Source organism: Mucilaginibacter rubeus, assembly GCF_014643835.1.
Lineage (GTDB): Bacteria > Bacteroidota > Bacteroidia > Sphingobacteriales > Sphingobacteriaceae > Mucilaginibacter > Mucilaginibacter rubeus.
In genome coordinates, this window is the sequence record NZ_BMKD01000009.1 from 291,620 (window position 1) to 314,940 (window position 23,321).

At 41.9% G+C, this 23,321-nt stretch carries 21 protein-coding genes; 10 read left to right on the forward strand and 11 right to left on the reverse strand.

Annotated features, from left to right (window positions below; all coding sequences use genetic code 11):
• Window positions 1-51: 51 nt before the first annotated feature.
• From IEX80_RS25165 to IEX80_RS25180, 4 genes are read left to right on the forward strand one after another with little or no spacing between them, the layout of a single operon-like run.
• Window positions 52-1,557, forward strand: a complete 1,506-nt coding sequence (locus IEX80_RS25165; protein WP_188834527.1) for a sigma 54-interacting transcriptional regulator — start codon at window positions 52-54, stop codon at window positions 1,555-1,557.
• Window positions 1,558-1,572: 15 nt separating this feature from the next.
• Window positions 1,573-2,865: a metallophosphoesterase gene (locus IEX80_RS25170; RefSeq protein WP_188834528.1), complete on the forward strand. Its 1,293-nt coding sequence runs from the start codon at window positions 1,573-1,575 to the stop codon at window positions 2,863-2,865.
• Window positions 2,866-2,898: 33 nt separating this feature from the next.
• The gene (locus IEX80_RS25175) at window positions 2,899-3,789 is read left to right on the forward strand and encodes a UbiA prenyltransferase family protein (protein ID WP_229701758.1); all 891 of its coding nucleotides are present in this window, start codon (window positions 2,899-2,901) and stop codon (window positions 3,787-3,789) included.
• A gap of 3 nt (window positions 3,790-3,792) precedes the next feature.
• Entirely contained in the window at window positions 3,793-4,416 is a 624-nt protein-coding gene (locus tag IEX80_RS25180; RefSeq protein WP_188834529.1) for a class I SAM-dependent methyltransferase, read from the forward strand.
• A gap of 180 nt (window positions 4,417-4,596) precedes the next feature.
• On the opposite strand, the gene IEX80_RS25185 is transcribed toward IEX80_RS25180, so the two are convergent.
• From IEX80_RS25185 to IEX80_RS25195, 3 genes are read right to left on the reverse strand one after another with little or no spacing between them, the layout of a single operon-like run.
• Complete coding sequence (locus tag IEX80_RS25185) at window positions 4,597-5,289, reverse strand: response regulator transcription factor (RefSeq protein WP_090530416.1); 693 nt, start codon at window positions 5,287-5,289, stop codon at window positions 4,597-4,599.
• Window positions 5,290-5,292: 3 nt separating this feature from the next.
• Window positions 5,293-6,939 (reverse strand): sensor histidine kinase, encoded by a 1,647-nt coding sequence (locus IEX80_RS25190; RefSeq protein ID WP_090530419.1) that lies wholly within the window; start codon window positions 6,937-6,939, stop codon window positions 5,293-5,295.
• A gap of 6 nt (window positions 6,940-6,945) precedes the next feature.
• Window positions 6,946-8,808, reverse strand: coding sequence for a S9 family peptidase (locus IEX80_RS25195; RefSeq protein ID WP_175490029.1), 1,863 nt, complete (start codon window positions 8,806-8,808; stop codon window positions 6,946-6,948).
• Between the two features lie 184 nt (window positions 8,809-8,992).
• Here IEX80_RS25195 and IEX80_RS25200 point away from each other — a divergent pair, with 184 nt between their 5' ends.
• Together IEX80_RS25200 and IEX80_RS25205 are read left to right on the forward strand one after the other, a co-directional pair.
• Complete coding sequence (locus IEX80_RS25200) at window positions 8,993-10,801, forward strand: tetratricopeptide repeat protein (RefSeq protein ID WP_188834530.1); 1,809 nt, start codon at window positions 8,993-8,995, stop codon at window positions 10,799-10,801.
• Window positions 10,802-10,923: 122 nt separating this feature from the next.
• Window positions 10,924-11,226 carry a DUF4286 family protein gene (locus IEX80_RS25205; RefSeq protein ID WP_090530427.1) on the forward strand — a complete coding sequence of 101 codons (303 nt, stop codon included), beginning with the start codon at window positions 10,924-10,926 and terminating at the stop codon, window positions 11,224-11,226.
• Between the two features lie 178 nt (window positions 11,227-11,404).
• On the opposite strand, the gene IEX80_RS25210 is transcribed toward IEX80_RS25205, so the two are convergent.
• The 4 genes from IEX80_RS25210 to IEX80_RS25225 all read right to left on the reverse strand — a co-directional run bounded on the left by IEX80_RS25210 (window position 11,405) and on the right by IEX80_RS25225 (window position 13,638).
• The gene (locus IEX80_RS25210) at window positions 11,405-11,854 is read right to left on the reverse strand and encodes a hypothetical protein (RefSeq protein ID WP_090530430.1); all 450 of its coding nucleotides are present in this window, start codon (window positions 11,852-11,854) and stop codon (window positions 11,405-11,407) included.
• Window positions 11,855-12,075: 221 nt separating this feature from the next.
• Window positions 12,076-12,570 (reverse strand): molybdopterin-dependent oxidoreductase, encoded by a 495-nt coding sequence (locus IEX80_RS25215; protein WP_090530433.1) that lies wholly within the window; start codon window positions 12,568-12,570, stop codon window positions 12,076-12,078.
• 170 nt (window positions 12,571-12,740) lie between these two features.
• Window positions 12,741-13,076: a winged helix-turn-helix domain-containing protein gene (locus tag IEX80_RS25220; RefSeq protein ID WP_188834531.1), complete on the reverse strand. Its 336-nt coding sequence runs from the start codon at window positions 13,074-13,076 to the stop codon at window positions 12,741-12,743.
• 49 nt (window positions 13,077-13,125) lie between these two features.
• Window positions 13,126-13,638: a YdeI/OmpD-associated family protein gene (locus IEX80_RS25225; protein ID WP_188834532.1), complete on the reverse strand. Its 513-nt coding sequence runs from the start codon at window positions 13,636-13,638 to the stop codon at window positions 13,126-13,128.
• A 173-nt stretch (window positions 13,639-13,811) separates the two neighbouring features.
• On the opposite strand from IEX80_RS25225, the gene IEX80_RS25230 reads away from it, so the two are divergent.
• Window positions 13,812-14,240 carry a nuclear transport factor 2 family protein gene (locus IEX80_RS25230; RefSeq protein ID WP_188834533.1) on the forward strand — a complete coding sequence of 143 codons (429 nt, stop codon included), beginning with the start codon at window positions 13,812-13,814 and terminating at the stop codon, window positions 14,238-14,240.
• A 68-nt stretch (window positions 14,241-14,308) separates the two neighbouring features.
• Here the strand turns inward: IEX80_RS25230 and IEX80_RS25235 are convergent, their stop codons facing one another.
• Window positions 14,309-14,968: a GDSL-type esterase/lipase family protein gene (locus IEX80_RS25235; RefSeq protein ID WP_188834534.1), complete on the reverse strand. Its 660-nt coding sequence runs from the start codon at window positions 14,966-14,968 to the stop codon at window positions 14,309-14,311.
• Window positions 14,968-15,459: a cytidine deaminase gene (locus IEX80_RS25240; protein ID WP_091171669.1), complete on the reverse strand. Its 492-nt coding sequence runs from the start codon at window positions 15,457-15,459 to the stop codon at window positions 14,968-14,970. The genes IEX80_RS25235 and IEX80_RS25240 overlap by 1 nt, the downstream gene beginning before the upstream one ends.
• 116 nt (window positions 15,460-15,575) lie before the next feature.
• Here IEX80_RS25240 and IEX80_RS25245 point away from each other — a divergent pair, with 116 nt between their 5' ends.
• Complete coding sequence (locus tag IEX80_RS25245) at window positions 15,576-16,037, forward strand: DUF4019 domain-containing protein (RefSeq protein WP_176625316.1); 462 nt, start codon at window positions 15,576-15,578, stop codon at window positions 16,035-16,037.
• 214 nt (window positions 16,038-16,251) lie between these two features.
• Here IEX80_RS25245 and IEX80_RS25250 read toward each other — a convergent pair whose 3' ends face one another.
• Window positions 16,252-18,150 carry a DNA topoisomerase IV subunit B gene (locus tag IEX80_RS25250; protein WP_112651058.1) on the reverse strand — a complete coding sequence of 633 codons (1,899 nt, stop codon included), beginning with the start codon at window positions 18,148-18,150 and terminating at the stop codon, window positions 16,252-16,254.
• A gap of 271 nt (window positions 18,151-18,421) precedes the next feature.
• A complete protein-coding gene (locus IEX80_RS25255; protein ID WP_188834535.1) occupies window positions 18,422-19,126 on the reverse strand; it encodes a hypothetical protein in 705 nt (234 codons plus the stop codon).
• A gap of 296 nt (window positions 19,127-19,422) precedes the next feature.
• Between IEX80_RS25255 and IEX80_RS25260 the strand changes: the two genes are divergently transcribed.
• Together IEX80_RS25260 and IEX80_RS25265 are read left to right on the forward strand one after the other, a co-directional pair.
• Window positions 19,423-22,161 carry a DNA gyrase/topoisomerase IV subunit A gene (locus tag IEX80_RS25260; protein ID WP_188834536.1) on the forward strand — a complete coding sequence of 913 codons (2,739 nt, stop codon included), beginning with the start codon at window positions 19,423-19,425 and terminating at the stop codon, window positions 22,159-22,161.
• A gap of 174 nt (window positions 22,162-22,335) precedes the next feature.
• Entirely contained in the window at window positions 22,336-23,097 is a 762-nt protein-coding gene (locus tag IEX80_RS25265) for a hypothetical protein (protein ID WP_188834537.1), read from the forward strand.
• Window positions 23,098-23,321: the final 224 nt, after the last annotated feature.

Genomic DNA, 23,321 nt, shown 5'->3' on the forward strand with positions numbered 1-23,321 from the left:
AATAAACATTCGGACTTGCGGACTTTCCGACTTCCGGACTACAAAAACAGAATGAGTAAATTATTAGATATAAAAACCCTCGGCCAGTTAAAGCAAACAGGCTATAAAAGCCGTTCGGTTAAAGACGAATTACGTGCTAACCTTATTGAACAGCTTAAAAAACGCGAAGGCGGCTTTGAGGGCATCATCGGTTTTGAAGATACTGTGATCCCTGATCTGCAAACTGCTATCCTGTCGCGCCATAACATTTTACTATTGGGTTTACGCGGCCAGGCTAAAACCCGTATTGCCCGTTTATTGGTTAACCTGCTTGATGAGTATATCCCATACATCGAGGGATCAGAATTGTTTGATGATCCTTACAACCCCATATCTTGGTATGGTCATAGCATCATCACCCAAAAAGGTGACGACACACCTATAGGCTGGATCCACCGCTCTGAGCGTTATACCGAAAAGTTGGCCACCCCTGACGTTACCGTAGCCGATTTAATTGGTGACGTTGACCCAATCAAGGCCGCTACTTTAAAATTAACCTATTCGGACGAGCGTGTAATCCACTTCGGCTTGATCCCACGTGCACACCGCGGCATTTTCGTGATCAATGAGCTGCCCGACCTGCAGGCCCGCATCCAGGTATCCCTTTTTAACATCCTGCAGGAAAAAGATATCCAGATCCGTGGTTTTAAATTACGCTTACCACTGGATATCCAGTTTGTGTTTACCGCCAACCCCGAAGATTATACCAACCGTGGTTCGATAGTAACACCGCTTAAAGACCGCATTGAGAGCCAGATTTTAACACATTACCCGCGTTCGGTTGAGATTTCACGCAAGATCACGCAACAGGAAGCGTCCCTTACCGATGATCAGCGTATCGCTATTGAGGCTGATGGTTTGGTTAAAAACCTGGTGGAACAGATTGCTTTTGAAGCCCGTAACTCTGAGTATATCGACAAAAAATCGGGTGTATCGGCGCGTTTAACCATTTCGGCCTATGAAAACCTGATCAGTAATGCCGAACGCCGGATGATCATCAACCACGAAAAAACTACCTTTGTACGTATTACCGACTTTTTAGGTGTGATACCTGCCATCACCGGTAAAATTGAGCTGGTTTATGAGGGTGAACTGGAGGGACCAGGCAAAGTGGCCAATATCCTGATAGGTAAAGCCATCAAAAGCTTACTGCTATCGTTTTTCCCTGACCCGGAAAAGGCTAAGAAAGCCAAAGCCCCTAACCCATATGCAGCTATCATTAACTGGTTTGGCGATGGCAACAATGTAGCTTTCGTTGATGATATGCCCATGCAGGAATACAAAAAATCGCTGGAAGAAGTTGTGGGGTTGAAAGACCTTGTAAAAAAGATCCACCCGCGTTTGGGCGAAAGCCAGCAATTGCTGCTGATGGAATTTGTACTTCACGGCCTGTCGGAATTTTCACAATTGAACAAAGGTTTCCTGGATAATGGCTTCGCGTTTTCGGATATGTTTAACAGTTTATTTAACTTGCAGCCCGATGACGATGACCTTGATATTGACGACGACCGGTACTAAAATATATGGCGCTCTATGATTTTTAAGGCGCTAAGCATATTGTTCTGGATCATAATTGAGCTGCTGGCCGACCGGTATGTTTTATACGGTATCCGAGGCGCGTTCAAAAAATGGCGATTGCTTCAATCAAAAGCATTCGCCATTTTTTATTGGGGCTTTTCGGCCTTGTGTGTGGCCGCGCTTTTAACTGCAGGTTATATTACCATAGCAGGTACGGGTGTACGCGCAGCCTGTTTACTGGTAACATTTATCCTGCTCATCTGTAAATTTACTTTTATACCATTCATTTTTGCCGATGATATCAGGCAAAAAATTGCGCTGAAAAGGAAAAAAAATGACACCTCAATTCCTCTCCCTACTGCTCCTGCCTCTACTACTAATATTGATGATGCCATTCCCCGTTCCGAGTTTCTTTTAAAAGCAGGCTTGCTTGCCGCAACCGTTCCCCTGGCCGCTATAAAAAAGGCCATGCCTAAAGGTTCGTATGATTATCATGTACTGTATCAAACTATGTATCTGCCTAATCTGCCAAAGGCCTTTGATGGCTTAAGGATCGGGCAGATCTCAGATATTCATTCAGGCAGCTTTTATAATAAAAAAGCGGTGCTCGGTGGTGTTGAAATGCTGTTGAATGAAAAACCCGACCTGATATTTTTTACCGGCGATCTGGTTAACGATGAAGCATCGGAAATGACCAGCTACCAGGACATTTTCACTAAAGTAAAAGCCCCCCTTGGTGTTTTTTCAACCCTGGGTAACCATGATTATGGCGACTATGGCGACTGGAACTCCCCGGCGGATAAAAAGAAAAATCATGATGACCTGATAACCACCCATAAAAACATGGGCTGGAACCTGCTCAGGAACGAAAATCGCCGTCTAAAAATCAACGGAGAAGAAATAGGGATCTTAGGTATTGAAAACTGGAGCGAATACAGCCGCTTCCCCAAATACGGGCGCATGGACCTTGCAGTAAAAAACACCGATGACCTGCCGGTAAAGCTCCTGCTCTCGCATGATCCATCGCATTGGCGGGCCGAGGTTTTACCTAAATACCCGCAAATTGATGCCATGTTTGCCGGGCATACCCATGGCATGCAATTTGGCGTACGTACCCCGCATTTTCAATATAGCCCTATAAAATATGTTTATAATGAATGGGCCGGTCATTACCAGGAAAACAAACAACAATTATATGTAAATGTAGGTTTTGGTTTTGTTGGTTTAACCGGCAGGGTTGGAATATTGCCGGAGATTACGATATTTACATTAAAAGCAGGCCGCGATCCCTCATTACCAATTTCCTAAAAGATCCAGGCAGAAGCTGCTATCCTTTTACCGATGAAGAAATTACTACAGTCTGTATTAGATTTTCTGCTCTTCAGTAATATTTTCATGTCGCTTTGTGCTGTAGCACAGGCCTTGTTAACCTTTCACTTAATAGGATCAAAACCAGTGTTCCCTGTTTTGGGCTTGTTATTTACTTCAACACTGGGTATCTATAATTTTTGTATCCTCATCACCCGTCCAACTAAACCACAACGGTCGCCTTACAAAAGGGTGCGATGGTTTTTTGCACACTATAGGCTGATGGTGACCTTTACTATAGTTTCGCTGCTGTCTCTGATCCCGCTGTTCTTTATCATCACTACCGAATCAAAGATCCTGCTCATATTTCTGAGCGTTTTATCGTTTGGTTATGGTTTACCATTGTTCAGTGTAGGCGATCATAAATTTGGTTTAAGAAATATCCCCGGTTTAAAACCGTTTTTAATAACCCTGGTATGGACAATGAGCTGTGTACTGTTCCCGGTATTGGAATCAATGCATAATCATCTAACCGATATCAGCATGCGCGATACCACTATACTCATAGCCAAACGCTTTTTATTTATAGGAGCGCTGACAATACCTTTTGATATCCGGGACCTTTTCGACGACCGTAAAGTAGGCCTTAAGACCATCCCGGTAGTTTGGGGCGAAAAAAATGCTTATCTGTTTTGCCAGGTATTGCTCACCGGCTACATTGTACTCATGTTCCTGTTCAGGCAAAATGGCTTTAGCCTTGATTTCTTTGCACTCACATTTACTATGTTCCTTACCGGCTGGCTCATCTTCAGATCGGCCTGGGAAAAAAACGAGTATTATTACTTTTTTTATATGGATGGGGTACTGATCTTACAGTACGTAATTGTAGTAGTATTCAATGCTGTTAAATATTTTCTCCATTAAAACATGGCTGCCAATTATAACAACTCGGCATGGTTTTATGATCGGCTTTCAAGAATAGTTTACGGCAAAGCTTTGATAAACGCGCAGGTTTATTTATTAGGCTTTATTCCACCAAAAAGTAAAATACTGATAGCAGGCGGCGGCACCGGCTGGATCCTTGAAGAACTTGCCAAAATATACCCGGCAGGGTTAAACATCACTTACGTTGAAATTTCGGCCAATATGATTGCACTCTCGCAAAAAAGACAAACCGGGCAAAACGAGGTGATCTTTATTAATGATGCAGTTGAACATGTGAAACTCGCCGCCGACTTCGATATCGTAATCACCCCTTTTTTGTTCGATAATTTTGTGGAAGAAACGGTTGACAATGTTTTTAACCATTTGCACAACCTGCTCAAACCCGGTGGCCTCTGGCTCAACGCCGATTTTCAGCTTACCGGCCGCTGGTGGCAAAACGTGCTGCTCAAAAGCATGTTTGTTTTTTTCAGGCTGCTTTGCGGGATAGAAGCCAGCAGGTTGCCAGCCATTGAAAAGCGCTTTAATAATGCTGAATATGGCGTTATTGAGGATAAAACCTTTTTTGGTAATTTTATTGTAGCAAGGGTATATCGGCAATTATCTTGAATATGTTATTGCGAGGAGCAGCATGGGCTAAAGTGTCAAGGGAGACGCGGCAATCTCGTAGCTATGCAGGTCGGACATGCATTAGATACGAGATTGCCGCGCTTCGCTGGCAATGACATATTTTCAAAAAAGCCTATTTACAAAACTGCAAACAGCTTACTTGAAACCGCAAACTGAAAACTACTGATTATAAACAAACTTATATCCTATCCCCCTTACAGTTTGCAGGTATTGCGGCGAATCGGCATTGGTTTCTATTTTTTTACGCAAGCGAACGATGTGCATATCAAGGGTACGGGTATTTACATCAGCGTTGTAGCCCCAAACTTCCATCATCAGCTCCTCGCGGTTGATAACCTTGTTTTTGTTTTTGAGAAAATAAAGCAGGATCCTGTTTTCGAGGATAGTTAGCTCTATCTTACGGCCATCCCGGATAAGCAGGTGCGTGTTAGGCAGGTGCTCCATGTTGGCAAAACGGTACGATTCGGGCTTTTCGCTGTTAAGAGAAAACTTGATTTTGTTTTCAATCAACGCCACCAATACATCCATATTATAGGGTTTGGTGATATAGTCAGATACCCCAAAGTTATAGGCTTCTATCTTGTCAACATCCTGCGCCTTAGCGGTCATCATGATGATGAGTTTATCGAATCCTTTTTCGCGGATATTGCCGCAAACTTCCGAGCCCGGTTTGCCGGGGAGCATCCAGTCTAACAATACAATATCAGGCTGCTCGGCCAATATCATGGTTTCAGCTTCATTGCCATTACCGGCTTCCAGTACCTTGTACCCCTCTGATTGCAAACGTTCTGAAACCAGGAAACGCAGGTTCTCGTCATCTTCAACCAGCGCAATTTTAATTTCTTTGTTCATATCTTAATTTTCGTATGGAAGCGTAACTATAAATTCCGAACCTTCGTTAACCTTACTGTAAACAGTTATATCACCGTTCATAAAATTAACCAGTTCTTTACAAAATGCCAAACCCAGGCCAACGCTCCCGTTTTGATTGTATTGGTTTTCTATTCTGTAAAACTTCTTAAAAACGTTATTCAGTTCATTTTTCGGTATCCCTATCCCCTTATCAGCAAACGAAAACACAATATTCCGTTTTTCCTGTGAAATATTGATGAACAGCTCCTTTTGCTGAGGGTGCGAATACTTGTATGCATTTTCAATAAGGTTTTGAAAAACACTCCCTAATAATACAGGATCAGTATAAAAAGTTTCAACCCTGTTGATTTTAAATTTAATATTAAAATCAGCGTACTTTATTTTAAAGGTATCAATATACCGGCTAATAAAGTTCTCTATATCAATTTCTTCCTCTTTTAGCGTAATGGATTTATTTTCAATCTGCGTAAAGGAAAGCAGCTTGTTCATCAACTCATTCAGCTTATCGGCTTCCTCGTCCAGTATCTTACCGTAATGGCGGCGTTGCCTTTCGGTAAGTTCGCCATCGCCACGTAAATTTGACCCTGCTATTTTAATTACACTTACCGGTGTTTTAAACTCGTGGGTAAAGTTGTTGATAAAATCATACTGAAGTTTGAACAGTTTCATATTCACGTTCAGGTTACGGTATATAAGCCAGCCTATTAGCATTAAAAACAGGGTCATTAATAATACGATAGCTCCGATAGGCATAAAGCGGCGGTTAATTTCGGCAGTTAAATAACCCTGTGCCGAACTAAAGAAGAGCTTATAATCAGAAAAAGCCACTGGTAATGACACCTCGGTTATCAGTTTATCTCCCTCGCTGTCAATAGGGTCATATACTACGGGTTGAATAGATACATTTTCGTACAGCTCGGGATGCGTATTTTTCACCTTGATCAGGTACGGGTCGAGGTAAAAGGTCATCATGTTTTGCTTGTATGAAGCCCCTTTGCTGTTACCCAACATTTGCATGTCACGATAGATACGTACATCCTCGCGCCTGAGAACATTGGTATAACTGATCTTGTCGGGTTTCACATCCCAAAAAGCTTTAAAAAGTTCATCCTGACTTGATACGCGTGATGTATCTGAAAAGGCTATATAATTACTTAATTTAATAGCCATCTCTCTGAAATCATCTTCATTGACTGTTCTCCGCTGCTCAGCCCCGTACACCTTGTCATTAACGTGCCAATACTGATAAACCGCCTTAGCAGCTATGTTCAAATTATTTTTGCGTACGGTCATCGTAGTTTTGCCGCCAATGAGGGCATCATAAAAGATAACCCGGCGCACAAAATTATAATCATGAAAAACAGAGGCCGCATATTTACCTGCCGATGCCGAATCAAGAAAACCCTGGTAGGAGGTTATTTCAGGGATCTTATTCTGAAAAAACTCATAATACGGCTTAATGGTTTGTTCCAGTACCTCAACCTTTTTTGAGGAAAACTCATTTTCAACATACTTGGCGGTGAGATTATAAGATATAAACAGGGCTACCACAAAAGTTATGGAAATGAACACCAGGAAAATGGTGATCAGCGTAAAGTTTTGCCGGTAAGCGTTTTTCTGTAATGCCATGTCGGCTTATGGTTTAACCCGCATATTCTTATCCAAAAACTTCTCTATTTCGGCATACATTTCCATACGGTTATGTTCGCTCCTGAAATATGCACGTTCATTGGGTTTTAAAAAATATTTCACATCAACGTTACGTTTACGCAGCTCGCGTACAAACTGGTTAAGCTCGCTGATATTAGCCCGCTGATCTTTGGCACCCTGGAATATAATTAGAGGAACCTTAATTTTATCGGTATGAAAAACCGGCGATATCGCCCTCAACTGATCTGCGTCAGTTTCGGGGTTGCCAACCATTTCGTAAGTCATTTTTAAATAAGGCTTAACAAACGGCGGTGCATCCTTGATATAGGTAAAAAAGTTAATAAGGCCGTATTGTACCACCGCACAACTATATAACTCGGGATGAAAAGACACACCATAAAGCGCTGAAAAGCCGCCAAAACGCCCGCCAAAAATGGCAATCTTTTTAGGGTTTGCAACTTTAGTATCAATAAGCCAGTGTACCCCATCGGTAATATCATCCTGAATTTTGCCGCCTACCTGTTTATATCCCGCACTTCGGAAGGCCTTGCCATAGCCTGTTGATCCACGGTAATTAACCTGGAACACGGCATACCCACGATTGGCTAAAAACTGCACCTGGTCATCATATCCCCAGGTATCGCGTCCCCATGGGCCATCGTGCGGCATAACTACTACAGGGTAGTTTTCATTTTTATCGCCCCTTGGCAGGGTTAAATAACCATTAATCAGCAAGCCATCGCGCGCATGGTATGATATAGGTTTCATGGCGCATAATTCGGCAGGTACAAGGCTTGAGTTAATATCGCTTAGCTTGGTTAACCTGCCATTGTTTTTTTCAAAAAGATAGTATGAACCGGGATTACGGTCGGTGTAAGTGTTGAGGATAAATTTATTCTCAGAGCTGTCGCGGTCAACCACCCTGATCTCATTACCCTTAAGCTGTTGCTGAATGGTTTGATACATCTGCTCAACATCAGGTGCCAGAAAATGCTTACGCGGCATTGATTCGTCCCAGCCGGTAAACTCTATCCGGTGTTTATTTTTTGAATATTCAAAACTGGTGATATCCGCTTTGCTGCAGCTAAAAATTGTCCTTTCTTCCTTGCCATTCTCCGCATTGATCTCAACCAGGGCCGTCTTATCGCGGTTTACGTTTGATAGCGCATAGAAATAATTTTTTATACCTGTAAAAGCTATAGGCCTTACTGCATTCTTAAAATTATTTTCGATTATAGGCTTAAATGGCTTATCCTCATCGGGGCGGAATAAGATGGTTTCGTTAACCCCGTCTGATGCCCTTTCAAGCCTGATCCTGCCGTCGGCATCTGCAAACCACTCAGTAATATTACCCGGGTTAAGCAGGTAAGTCTTCATTTCGCCGGTTTTTACGTTGAGGCGGTAAACATCAAAGTTACCCGGATCACGCTCATTAGTTTTAATAGTGATGATATCTGGCTGCTGCCGGTTACGGTTAACCAGGCCAATCCTCACATTACCGAACGATAATATAATCCGGCTTTTATTGGTAGCCACATCAAAAGCATACATCTTAACCGAATCGGTAGCGATAAGATCCTGCGAAAAAACAAGCTGGTTATTGTATGTCCAGAAATAATCACCTCTGATTGAATAGTCCTCAAATTGAGTAACCATTCGTTCCTTACCATCGGCTAATGACTGTATAAATATGTTTTGCTTATCTTTAAATGGCTTAAGGTATGATACATATTTACCATCGGGCGAAATTCGGTAAAAGCTCCTTTCGGGTGTTTTAAAAAAGTCAATAATAGGTATTTGCCTTACTTTACTCCTGTTGCAGGAAAAGAAGACGACAATGCAACTCACAATAAGAAAAAATCTGACCCGGCTCAACATAGCTACAAATACCCCATTTTATTCACGTACTCAAATTAGATAAATAAGTTCGATGTTATCAAGATGTCACTACAATTTTACCCTTATATACCGTTATATAAATAATATGGCAAACCGGCTTAAGCAATCCTATTAATTGATTATTTTTGAACAGATGAGGGCTTTATATATTGTTATTATTCTTGCTTTTTGCTTTAGCGGCAGGCTGCTTGCACAGAACAATGAACTGCTGCTGGCCAGGCAATACAATGCTAACGGCGAACCGCAAAAAGCACTCGAAATTTATCAAAAGTTATACAAGCAAAACAACGAGAATTACTATAGCGTATACGTAAATACACTGCTCAACCTTAAAAAATTTGATGAAGCCGAAAGCATCACCAAAAAACTGATCCGCCGCCATCCTGATGATCACCAGTATGCTATAATGCTGGGTAACATTTACACGCAGGAAGGCAATATGGCCAAAGCTGACGCTATTTATGACGACCTGATCAAAAGCCTCCCGGCCGACCAGGGTGAAATAGCCGCCCTGGCATCCCAATTTTACCAAAGCGCTAATATTGATTATGCAATCAAAATTTTTCAGCAAGGACGGAAACTGCTTAAAAATGATAACATGTTTACTTATGAGCTTATTAACCTTTACCGTTTTAAACGCGACAAAATATCCCTCACCGACGAATACCTGAACTTTTTACCTCAAAACCCCAATTTTATAAACCAGGCCGAAAATGCTTTTTCAAATGTATACGAAGGTAGCGCCGATTATGATATGCTTAAAACAGCTTTGCTGAGGCGCATCCAAAAAGATCCGCAGCAAACCATTTATGCTGATCTGCTTACCTGGCAATACCTGCAGCAAAAAGAATTTGATCTGGCCCTTAACCAGGCACTTGCCTTAAGTCGCCGGCAAAATGACGATGGTAACAGCATCTATGATCTCTGCCGTACCTTCATTGCCAATGAGGCTTATGACGAAGCTATCCGGGGATATGAATACATCATCAGCAAAGGGAAAACAACGCCATTGTACATCCCCTCAAAAATTGAACTGATCAACACCAAAAACCTGAAAGTAACATCGGGCAAATACCTGCCCGAAGATTTGCTTGGACTTGAAAAGGATTATAACGACCTGCTCACCGAGTTTGGACGTAACAGCAGCACCGCTTTTGCCATGCAAAAACTGGCCAACCTGCAAGCCTTTAAGCTTCACAAACTTAAGGACGCCCAAAAACTGCTGGAAGAAGCTACCAGGCTAAATGATATCAGGCCAAACCTGTTAGCCGATTGCAAGCTTGATTTAGGCGATATTTACCTGCTTAACAACCAACCCTGGGAAGCCACGCTGCTTTACAGCCAGGTTGAGAAAGATTTCCCGGCTACTGCCATTGGGCAGGATGCTTTATTCAGAAACGCGAAAATGGCTTATTATACCGGAGATTTCACCTGGGCAAAGGGACAGTTGGATGTGCTGAAAGTTGCTACATCGCAATTAATAGCAAATGATGCACTTAACCTATTGCTGCTGATCCAAGATAATCTTGCTGCCGATAGCAGCGGGTCGGCGCTTAAAGTGTACGCCCGAGCCGATTTGCAGATTTTTGCCCAAAATCCCGAAAAGGCAGTAATGATATTAGACAGTATTGGCAAAAAGTTCCCGAATAATGCTTTAGATGATGATATCATGATGTCAAAATCTCGCATTCTGATCCAGCAGAAGGATTATGCCGGAGCGGTACCTTTATTAAAGAAAATTGTTGAAGAGCACCCCGCCGATCTTTGGGCCGATGATGCCGTATTTATGTTAGGCGACATTTATGAAAACAGGTTGAACGATAAAACCACTGCCAGGAACTACTACCAAAAAATCATAACTGATTATCCCGGCAGCCTCTGGATCAACGAAGCCCGCAAACGTTTCAGAGTATTAAGGGGCGATAAACCGGATGCGTCCTGATAGGTCATTGTTTCATTGCGTCATTAGGTTATTACTTAGCAAACGGACTTTACTTTTATGCCTGACCAATGACATAATGACCAAATGACTTAGTGACTAATCAAAAATGATTATTTTTGAAAATGATTGTATACAACGATACCATAATAATTGACGAAACCATTCATGACGAATGGCTTAACTATATCAAAACCATCCATATCCCGGCTATCATGGCTACCGGACATTTCAGCTCGTACCGCATCCTGACTGTTATTGATTCGCCAAACGAAGGGGTTACCTACTGTATTCAATACAATGCTGATAGCATTGAGCATTTTCAGCAGTTTTACATGAACCACCTGCATAAATTCCAGGCTACCCACCAGGAAAAATTTAACGAAAAATTTGTGATGTTCAATACCCTGATGGAAGAGGTGGAATAAACTAATTGTGCCAGCGATGCGTGGCGTTGAGGTCGCGTATCTCTGGCACGCTGAAAATCTGTTCATTTCATTTTCTACAAACCCTTAGCACCTCTGGTGCTGGCTCGCTGTTCAGAGATTATATATATCCTATGATATAGTTTGATAGTTCATGATCTATTAAGAAACTCTCATGCTCCTATTCGTCAAGAGCGCCGGGTATCATTAAAAGGATCAAAAATATTACTACCAGTGTAACAACTAAACAAATTAGCCCGGCAAGCAAAGCACGCCAAATAGTAAAGGTTTTACCTCCAGTGGCAAAATGTTCCTTCATTTGTTCGCCCTGAAACTTTTGTACAAGCAGGAAAGTCCCCCAGGCATAAGCCAATGGAAATATAAATCTTGGAAACCGCTCTGTATTTGAAGTAATAACAGCCAGGCCAATAATTGCGATCAATGCGACAACGGCAATTATCCAGGTTGTGGTTGATTTATCTTTCTGGTTAAACGCTTTGTAGTTCTGAGATACCAAATACCCCGCGGCTAATGGCCCGAATATAAATGTTGCTACCCTGATTGAGTTAAGGGTATATATTTTAGGTTTCTCTTCTTCGAGTTGCTCTACAGCCTGGCTATATGGAATCATGAAAGGTTTAAATTAATTAACGAACTAAGATAGCATTCAGCAGCAATTTATCTGTAACATTCCTGCATAATTATTATAGGCTATTTCAATACTTTCACCGTTAGCTATTGCAAGCTGTTTAGTTTTGCGATTGAATACAATTTGCGCCAATTCATTTTTGTTCACGATACTTGAACGCTGCCTATGTTCCATCTAAACAGAATGAATTAACAAAGCAAGATTTACTTCGCAAACATAACCTTCATCGCCGTTACCTGCTTTATGCAACGCGCAGGTTTCTTTTCATCCTGAACAATGATTCGGAATGGCCCATCGGCCGGGGCCAAGGGCTGTCCATCAACTTTATCAGCAAGAATGATCATGCGATCGGTAAAAGCTTTATCCAGCTCGGCAAGAGCAAAAAGTACCTGGTAACCGTCACTGGCTTCAACTAAAAGATATTTAGCCAGGTTTTTACCATGTAAGTCGGCGCCCAGGGTAACACCTGCTTTAGTCAGTATTTCGGATACAATTACGCCCGAATAGATGTGGACTTTTCCGTCCCTGTCCTTACGGGTAACTGTGGTTTGCTTGTATTGCTGCAACTCGGCAGGGCCAATGGTTAGTGGATTTGTTACTTCTCCGGTTACTTTTACTACTGACTCTTTAGTTTCGGTTTGGGCATGGGTTGCTAAACCGGCAATCAGTAAAAACAATACAAGGGTATATTTTTTCATGGCTGATGTTAGTTATTTGTTGATTGCTGTAGATCTGCAAAACGCTTATATCATATAGCGATTTCGTTATATTTTAAAAAACACAACGCAAAAATGCAGAATAGGATCGACAAATCAATCCACCACGAATACCGTTTTTTAATTTTCAATACGAAACCCAGAAAAAACTTTTACTTTTTGCTATTCCTTTCTAAAAATTGAGAGAATTTTTTCTGCAGATCTTTAAACTCCCCGATAATTTCCAGCCCAAATGGTGTAAGCAAGGCTACTCCACCACCCTTTCCTCCTCTTTTTGAAATTACCAGCGGCTGCTTAAAACCATCGTTCATGTGGTTCACCAAATCCCAGGCCTGCTTGTATGACATTTTCATTTGTAACGCGGCCTGCCTGATAGAGCCGGATGCATGGATGCGCTCAAGTAACTCGACCCGGCCATGGCCAAGTACTTTTTCCTCGGCTATTTCTATCCAGATGCGGCCGTTAAGTTTAAATGAAGGGATTTCCATTAAATAATTGTTAATCACCAAATTTATCAATGTTGGCACATAACTCATGTTACTCCCTTGCTTTTTTTTGAGCGCGTAGCATTTGGCCATAATCCATGCGGCGCACCATGGCGTTAACGGTTTGTGCTATACGGTTAGCTCGGGTAACTTCCGTTTTAGCGCTCTCAATCCATTTTATAAAATATCCCCGGTGGCTTCCGGCCAGGCTATTGAAAAACTCGCCGCCTTCAGGTTCATATTCAAAACACTCCAGCAGATCATCCGGAACAATGTATTTAAAATCATCATCGGGTTCAAGGCGTACCCGGAGCGTGGCCCCGCGATGTTTATGGATAGCTTTACAGATCTCTTTTCGCAAAGCCATGATAAAATTCCCTTCGCCCATAGGCATCAGGGCCATACCGCGCACCTCAAACTCATCCAGTTTACCTTTTACACGAAATGACTTTTTATTGCCGGGTTTCATTTCCTGCGCTATATCGGCCGGAATCTCAATGTATGTCCACCCTGTTTTTTCACCCTGTTCGGCAAACTGTAATATAATAGTATTAAAATCAACCATAAGTATTATTCAACGGCATATTGTTACCATCATGCCTAAAGAATATGCGAAAATGTTAAATGTTTGTTAAATCGTCATATTTAGTTGTATCGGCTGTAACGTAATGCATGGTAGCGATGTCTTATGAGTATAAAAACAATTTAAAAGTTAAAAACCTAAAAAACAACAACAATATGAAAACTTTAAAATCAATCATGCTTGGCTTAGCCTTATTAGTAATAGGCACTGCTGCAAAAGCAACAGATAAAATAGAAGGCGACAATTTAACCAAAAACTACGCCATCAACACTTATATAGATGCCATGACCCGCGGCAAAATACAGGGCTTTAACGAAGTGGTAGATCAATCGGCAAAATTCAGCATGTTACGCGGTACTAAAGTATTAAGTTTTACCAAAACTGAAGTAGTTGACTTGTTAAAAGCCAATAAAAATACCGAGCAGGATTGCATTACCAGCACTTCAATTGTTGAAAGCAATAATGACCTTGCTGTAGTAAAAGTTGATATGAAATACAGCACTTTTACCCGTAGCAACTATGTAACCGTTACCAACACCGGCAGCGGCTGGAAAATCACAAACGTGTACAGCGTTTTTAAATAAGTAAGTTTTAGTTTAGTGTTTAATATGTAAGTAGGTAAAGGCCCCGTTGGTGCGGGGCCTTTTTTATTTTATTTCACCAGCGGATCAAGTACCTTTTGCCATTTATCATAACCTTTGCTATTAAGGTGCAGGTAATCGTTATTAAACAAACTTGAATCAGGGGCTGTAGTACCCGGCTTGTAAATAGCCGGAACCAGGTCGACATAATAACTTTTTGGTTTACCTTTCAGATAGCTTTTCACCAGCTCATTTGCGGCATAAACCACATCATAATATTTAGCGCGCACCGGGCTCGGTTTAATCGACATGAAATACACTTCGGCATCCGGCAATTTCTGATGAATTAGTTCCCACAGCTTTGCAAATGAAGCGGCAACCGCCTGGGCCGATTTACCTGCCGCTATATCGTTTTCGCCGGCATAAACAAAAATTTTGCGTGGCTTGTATGGGAACAGGATGTAAGGCGTGTAATAATCTGCTATCTGCCATAATTCGCAACCGCCTACTCCCCTCCTTATAATAGGCATACCGGCATACCGCTGCTCAAGATCTGTCCACTTACGGATAGATGAACTGCCGATAAATAAAATACCACTTGGTTTTGGAAAGCTCAGGCTATCCTGATGTTTAAATGCCCTGATCTCATTATCAAACGGGAAACCCTGTTGGGCCAATACATCAATGCTAAATGCAAGACCTATGAAGAGAAAAAAAAACTTCAGTTTCATTATGGAGTAGCTATGCGTTCTTCAAAAAATAAAAACGGCAATTGGTTTTCAATGCCTTTGATGATCCAAACCGGTCCATCTTCGGCATGCAATATAATTTTTATTGATTGATTTTGCTGCTTTTCGCATTCGGCCAATACCTGTAAACATGATCCGCATGAGGTAATTGGTTTTACAATAGGAAAATCATCTGAGTGTGCAGTTACCGCCATAGCCTCGATAGGATCATCAGGGTGATTGGCTCCCCAGTTAAACAATGCCACCCGCTCGGCACATAAACCCGATGGATAGGCTACATTTTCCTGGTTACTGCCATAAATAATTTTACCGCTTTGCAAACGAAGTGCAGCCCCAACACGGAATTTGGAATATGGAGAATGTGAGTTTTTTAATGCTTTCTGTGCTTCAAGGCACAGCTGCCTGTCGGCTTTATCAAGATCGGCCAGCGACTCATATTCGTCAAAGGCTATTTTAATTTCGTGACTTATCATATATTATTAACCCTTGTTAAAAAATCGGGGGAAACAAGATAAGGAAATTTTAACAGGATTAAAATTTTGAAAAGATTTATTTACATTTATTCCATTATCTAAACTCACTCACGCTCATGCAATTTATTAAATCACTTAAATTTCGCTGCTTAATTTTATTTACAACTGTCATTACTTTAAATGGATGCAGCTTTAACAATACTTATATAAACAGGGAAGAGGATAAAAAGGACGGTGAAAAAGTAACGAATAAACTTTTTGAGCTTATAAAAGCTAAAAAGTACAACGACACCTTTAAGCTTTACAGTAATCAGTTTTGGGCGGTTACAACCAAGGATAAATTACTTGAGTTATACACCGCAACAGAAAACAAACTTGGCGACCTTGACTCAACAACGGTAAACAAATGGGAAACACGCAGGGTTGTGGGGACTAACCCATCTGCAGAATATGTTTTTGCATACAACACCAAACACAGCAAATATAAAGCGGTTGAATCGATCAGGCTTGTAAAAGAAAAAGATGGTTCGATTAAAATCCTCGCCTATAATATCAACTCCGACGGCTTCTTTAAATAAAAGCACATAATCAAAACAAAAAATTAGGGCATTACAAAAATTGAGCTAGTGGTATATGTTATCACCGCACCACTTTTACGGCTATTTCAATTATTGCAATCGTATCCCACATCGTGCGGTATGGTGAAAACACTGACCACTGGCTTGAAACAAATTAGGGAATTTTCTTAAGTTACACAACTCAGGAAAATCCCCTAATCAGGCAAATCAAGGTTTATACAGCCACTGGCAACTCTTCCTCAGCTTCAGTTTCTTTAGCTATTGTTGGGTTGATGGTTTCATCATCCTTTTCAACCCGCAGGTTATTAACGATATGCATTTGGCGGGCTGGAGTATTTTTGCCCATAAAATATTCAAGAAGTGCCTTTACATTGGCATCTCTTAATATTACAGGGTCAAGCCGCATGTCTTTACCAATAAATAAACCAAATTCTTCGGGCGAAATTTCACCTAAACCTTTAAACCGGGTGATCTCGGGTTTGTTGCCCAATTTGGCAATCGCGTTGCGGCGTTCCTCATCGCTGTAGCAATAAATGGTTTCCTTTTTATTACGCACACGGAATAACGGCGTTTGCAGAATCGAAACGTGACCGGCCTTCACCAGGTCGGGAAAAAACTGCAGGAAAAAGGTCATTAACAACAGGCGAATGTGCATTCCATCCACATCGGCATCTGTAGCTATCACAATATTATTGTAACGTAAAGCATCAAGGCCGTCTTCGATATTTAAAGCGTGTTGCAGCAGGTTAAATTCTTCGTTTTCGTACACCACTTTTTTGGTTAAACCAAAACAGTTGAGCGGCTTACCTTTCAGGCTAAACACAGCCTGGGTCATCACATCGCGCGATTTGGTGATCGATCCACTGGCCGAATCACCCTCGGTAATGAACAAGGTGGTATCCTGTTTACGTTCGTGCGTATCGTCAAAATGTACTTTGCAATCGCGCAGTTTGCGGTTATGCAATGATGCTTTTTTTGCACGCTCGTTGGCCAGTTTTTTTATCCCTGCAATATCCTTACGCTCCCTTTCTGATTGCAGGATCCTTTTTAGCAAGCCATCAGCCGCTTCTGTGTTTTTATGCAGATAATTATCAAGTTCCTTTTTAACAAAATCGTTAATAAAGCCGCGCACAGACGGGCCTTCCGGACCAATATTTTGCGAGCCCAACTTAGTTTTGGTTTGCGATTCAAACACCGGCTCCTGCACCTTTATGGCGATAGCGGCAACAATTGAAGCTCTGATGTCTGATGCATCAAACTCTTTTTTATAAAACTCGCGCACGGTTTTTACTACCGCCTCGCGGAAGGCGGCCTGGTGCGTACCGCCCTGGGTAGTATTTTGACCGTTCACAAATGAGTAATATTCTTCTCCGTATTGCTGGCCGTGGGTCATGGCTATCTCAATGTCTTCGCCTTTAAGATGGATAATCGGATAGCGTAAAGTTTCAGCATCGGTATTGCGGGTGAGCAGGTCATAAAGGCCGCGCTCCGAAAAATACTTTTGATTGTTAAAGTTGATGGTAAGACCTGCATTCAGGAACACGTAGTTCCAGATCATACTTTCTACAAACTCCGGGATAAACCGGTAATGCCTGAAAATGGTGTCGTCGGGTATAAAATTGATAGCGGTACCATTACGCTGGGTAGTATCTTTTTCGCTCTCATCACGAATCAATTCGCCTTTGGCAAACTCGGCCAGTTTAGTACGGCCATCGCGGTATGATTGCACTGTAAATGAGTTGGAAAGCGCGTTAACCGCTTTGGTACCCACCCCATTTAAACCTACCGATTTTTGAAAGGCCTTGCTATCGTATTTACCGCCTGTATTTATTTTGGATACACAGTCGATCACTTTACCCAAAGGGATACCGCGGCCATAATCGCGCACCGATACCTTATGGTCGCTCATGTTCACTTCAATGGTACGGCCCGATCCCATTACAAACTCGTCTATCGAGTTATCAATGATCTCTTTAAGCAGTACGTATACACCATCGTCATAAGCAGAGCCATCGCCCAGTTTACCAATATACATACCCGGGCGTAAACGGATGTGCTCCTTCCAATCGAGGGAGCGGATACTATCTTCACTATAATTAACTGGTTCTGCCATGTATATAAAGTAGAAAATTAAACAGCGTAAAATACGCCTAACTGCAAAAATAAAACTTCCCGCCTGAATTAACGGAGAGCAAATATCAACTTATTAACATTGCGGGATTGGGAACCCTTAGAAAAGGGAGGGCTGTGCGAATCCCCTCTTGAGAGGGGCGGAGGGGTGTGTTTCTATTTTGATAAACTAATCGAATACACACCCCTGCCATTACTCGTTTCCATCGCGCCCCTTCTCAAGAGGGGAACTTTGCTTAGTATGACACTGAGGACTACGGCTTAAACTTCAAACAATTACTTGCCCTGTCCACATTTTTAAAAAACTCGGGGCCTTTATCATTAGTAAAACAAACAGCCATAATGGTGCCGGTATGGTTACGCTGTAATGCGATAAGCAGTGCGTATTTATAATGCTTGGTAGCGGGTAAATCGAGCAGGTTTAACAAGTATGACTTACCGGCATCAGCTTTATATCTCTTTAAAACGTTAACCGGTATGCTCCGCATAAAGTTATCTCTTTCGCCGGTAAAGGCTATGGCGTGCGCCCTGCTCATGTTTATATATATCGAATCGGGATTTTCGGTTTCCCGGTCAATATCATATTGCCCCTGCTCATAACTGGTATAATTCTGTTTCTGGGATTTTACCTGGAACCATACTTCAAAATCCTGCCCCGGCAACTGCAACGCATAATCAAATGAAAAATCCTCATCATTGGGAGCGGGAATCTCTTTAAACCCCCTGGGTGGGGTATAAATTACATTGGCCTGGGCCAAAAGCTTGGTAAATTCTTTAAACTGATCTGTACCTGCTGTTTTGAGCTTTGAGTAGCCAGGCTTAACCTTCGCTGTTGTATGTTTCTTGTTATTTTGGGCATATAACGGCCTTGGACTTATCTGAGCTATGCTTTTTGTAAAGCACAACAACGACAAAGCCATAAGCAATAAGGGCCGGGTTAACTTCAAAATAGTTTTCATTTAAGGGGCAACCAGGAAAAAAACCTAAGTAAAGCACCATAGGTAAATATATAAACAAATTAATTAATCAACACCCTCACGCATTCAAATAACCGCTATGCTTTAACGACAATATCAATCAATTATTTGTTACATTAATAATTAATACGGGCGTGATTGGTAATTGTTGCAAACCCACCTAAACGTAACAATTTTGTTATAAACCAATATTAACAAGACATTAAAATGTAGTTCACTTCATCTGCACATCAACACATAATCCGTATCTTTACCAATCCAAAAGTTTTTATTGAATAATGAGTGAAGATCTGCATCAAAACGATACACCAAACCCTAATGAAGAAAAACTCCACACCGTTGCCTCACTCGATGGGTTATATGAAAATTGGTTTCTTGATTATGCATCCTATGTAATTCTCGACCGGGCTGTTCCGCATATTAACGATGGTTTGAAACCCGTACAACGCCGCATCCTGCATTCGTTGAAGGAAATGGACGACGGGCGTTTTAACAAAGCCGCCAATGTTATAGGTAACACTATGAAATATCACCCCCATGGTGATGCTTCTATTGGTGATGCCATGGTGCAGATTGGTCAAAAAAACCTGCTGATTGATTGCCAGGGAAACTGGGGCGACCCGGTAACCGGCGACTCGGCTGCGGCCCCCCGTTATATTGAAGCGCGCTTATCAAAATTTGCGCTTGATGTTGTTTTTAACCCGGATACAACCGTTTGGCAGGCCAGCTATGACGGCCGTAACAAAGAGCCTATTACTCTGCCGGTAAAGTTCCCCTTGCTGCTTGCACAGGGAGCCGAAGGTATTGCAGTGGGCTTGGCTACCAAAATATTGCCGCATAACTTTATAGAATTGATCGATGCGTCTATCGCTGTGTTAAAAGGTGAGCGCCCTAACCTCATGCCTGATTTTCCGACAGGAGGCATGGCCGATACTTCTTTATACAACGAAGGTCAGCGCGGCGGTAAAGTACGGGTAAGGGCAAAAATTATCGAGCGCGATAAAAAAACACTCGCCATTACCGAAATACCTTTTACCACCACTACCGGCAGCCTGATAGATAGTGTGATCTCGGCCAATGACAAGGGTAAGATCAAGATCAAAAAAATTGAGGATAATACCGCTAAGGATGTAGAGATCATCATTCATCTGGCACCAGGCATCTCGCCCGATGTAACCATCGACGCCCTTTACGCTTTTACCGATTGCGAGGTATCCATATCGCCAAACACCTGCGTAATACAGGATGATAAGCCGCGCTTCATGAGCGTGAACGATATGCTTACCGAAAGCACATTCTTCACCAAAGACCTGCTAAAACAGGAGTTGGAGATCAGGCTGAAAGATTTAATGGAGAAGATCTTCTTCAGTTCATTACTTAAGATCTTTATCCAGGAAGGGATGTATAAAAATCCTGAGTACGAAAACTCGGGCAATTTTGAAGTGGTATTGGAAGTGTTGAACCGCTTGTTTGAGCCTTTCTTTCCGCAGTTTTACCGCACCATACAGCCCGAAGATTATAAAAAGCTGATAGATAAACCTATGAGCAGCATCACCCGCTTTGATGTTAAAAAAGCGGATGAGCAAATGAAGGCGCTCGAAAATGAGATAAAACAGGTAAAACATCACCTGAAACACCTTACCGAGTATACCATTGCCTGGTTCGAAAAACTGAAGGATAAATATGGTAAGGACAGAGAGCGCAAAACCGAACTGCGCACCTTTGATAAGGTTGAAGCTGCACAGGTAGCATTGGCTAATATCAAGCTATATGTTAACAGGGCCGACGGCTTTATTGGATCTGGCCTGAAGAAAGATGACTCGGTTGAATACGTTGGCGATTGCTCAGACATTGACGAGATCATTGTTTTTAGGGGCGATGGACGCTGTATGATTACCAAAGTGCAGGACAAGGTTTTTGTGGGTAAGGACATCATTCACGTTGCCGTATTTAAAAAGAATGACGAACGCACCGTTTATAATATGATATATAAAGACGGCGAGAGTGGCATCAGTTATATCAAACGATTCTCGGTAGTGGGTGTAACCCGCGATAAGGAATATGACCTTACCAAAGGTACCAAAGGTTCAAAAGTATTATACTTTACCGCTAACCCTAACGGCGAGGCCGAGGTGGTGAACGTACAGCTTAAACCTCATTCTAAACTTAAAAAACTACAGTTTGATGAAGATTTCGCATCTATAGCTATCAAAGGCCGCGGTTCGATGGGTAATATCATTACCAAATACCCGGTTAAAAAAATCATACTGAAAAGCAAGGGTGTGTCAACGCTGGCCGGACGTAAGATCTGGTATGATGATATCCTGAAGCGCCTGAACGCAGATGGCCGCGGCAAATACCTGGGCGAATTTGATGGTGACGACCGCATTCTCACCGTGCTTAGCAATGGCGTTTATGAATTAAGCAGCTTTGATCTTAACAACCACTTTGATGATAAGATGATCCTTATCGAAAAGTACGAGCCGCAGGCGGTATTCTCGATCGTGCACATCGAGGGTAAATCCAAAAACTATCTCGTTAAGCGTTTCTCTTTTGAAAACATAGCCGTTGGTAAGCAGGTAAGCCTGATCAGTGAAGAAGCCGGATCAAAAATGGTATTGATCGGTCACACCGCGCCGGTAATCAGCATGACGCACCTGAAAGGCAAAGATCAAACACCTGAAACCCTCGAACTGAATTTAGCAGATGTTATTGATGTAAAAGGAATGAAAGCCATGGGCAACCGCCTTTCACAACATCCGGTAAAATCAGTTGAGCTGATAAGTGATGGCATTAACCAGGCAACTGAAACTACCGAAACCGACATTAACGAAGTAGCTACTCTTGCATCAAAAGATACAAATGAAGATGAGCCTGTTGTTTCTCAGGAAGACGGGCCGGCAACACCAGCCAATCAATCTGAAGAGTCGCCAAAGCCACCTAAAAAAATCGATTTTGAGATCACTAACCCCGACGATATCGACATGGATGACCAGGGGCAATTAGGGCTATTTTAACATACAGCCACCGGCAACAATAACCGGTGGCTTTTTTATTTACCTGCCGATCAATCCCGTTTAATGAATACTCAAACAATTAGCAAAAAATCATTTTACAGCTATAAATACCCTTGTTTACAGGTACATTTTCATTATTTTTGATTATTACTAAATCTTATATCATAAACAGGCATGTACTTCGGCGGTGGCAATTATTATTATATTATATTGATATTAGAGGCATTTTGTATCATTCATAGCCTGCGGCGCGGCACCCAGCAAAAGTGGCTTTGGATTCTTATAGTAATACCATTATTCGGATGTTTGTATTATATATACAGTGAAATTCTGTCCAATCGCAGCATCCGTGCACCTAAAATAAATGTTGAGGCTGTTATAAACCCCGGGGCCAAAATCAAACGCCTTGAAGATGAAGTAAGGTTTACTGATACCTTTGCCAACCGTGTTAAATTGGCAGATGCCTATCTGGAAGCCGGGCTTACCGATAAAGCACTCGAAATATATCAAAACAGCCTCACGGGCGCCTTTGCCGAAAATGAACATGTGATGGCACAGCTCATTGTAGCTTATTTTGAAAAAGGCCGGTACAATGAGGTTATCCCGATTGCTAAAAAGCTTTATAAGCTACCACAATTTGCCCGCTCAAAAGCGCACATCCTGTATGCCAAATCGCTTGAGCTTACTTACCAGGAAGAGTTGGCCGAAAATGAATTTAAACTGATGAAAGGGCGTTACTCCTATTTTGAACCCCGCTATGAATATGGCATGTTCCTTACCCGTGCCGGCCGCGATGATGATGCCTGGCAAATTTTTACCGATATGCTCAATGAGCAATCACAATTAAGCCCTGTTGAGCGCAAAAGCAATAAAGTGTGGTTTGCGAAGGCTAAGGATGAATTGAAGAAGTTATCAGCGGCGAGGAAAACGGCGTAAGACTCGTTCAGATACAACATTCTTTCTTAATCGCTCCCGACCAATAAAAACTGATTGTCATTTCGACGAACAAGTGAGGGAATACGCGTGGGAGTGAGGAGAAATCTCCTATGATGAAAATCTGCTACAGAAAGGCAAAAAGTCCTAAAAAGCGTGGTAATAGATTATATAAAGTTATAATATATAAATGACTAAGCAAACCGTGACCATGTTTTCTTAATTTT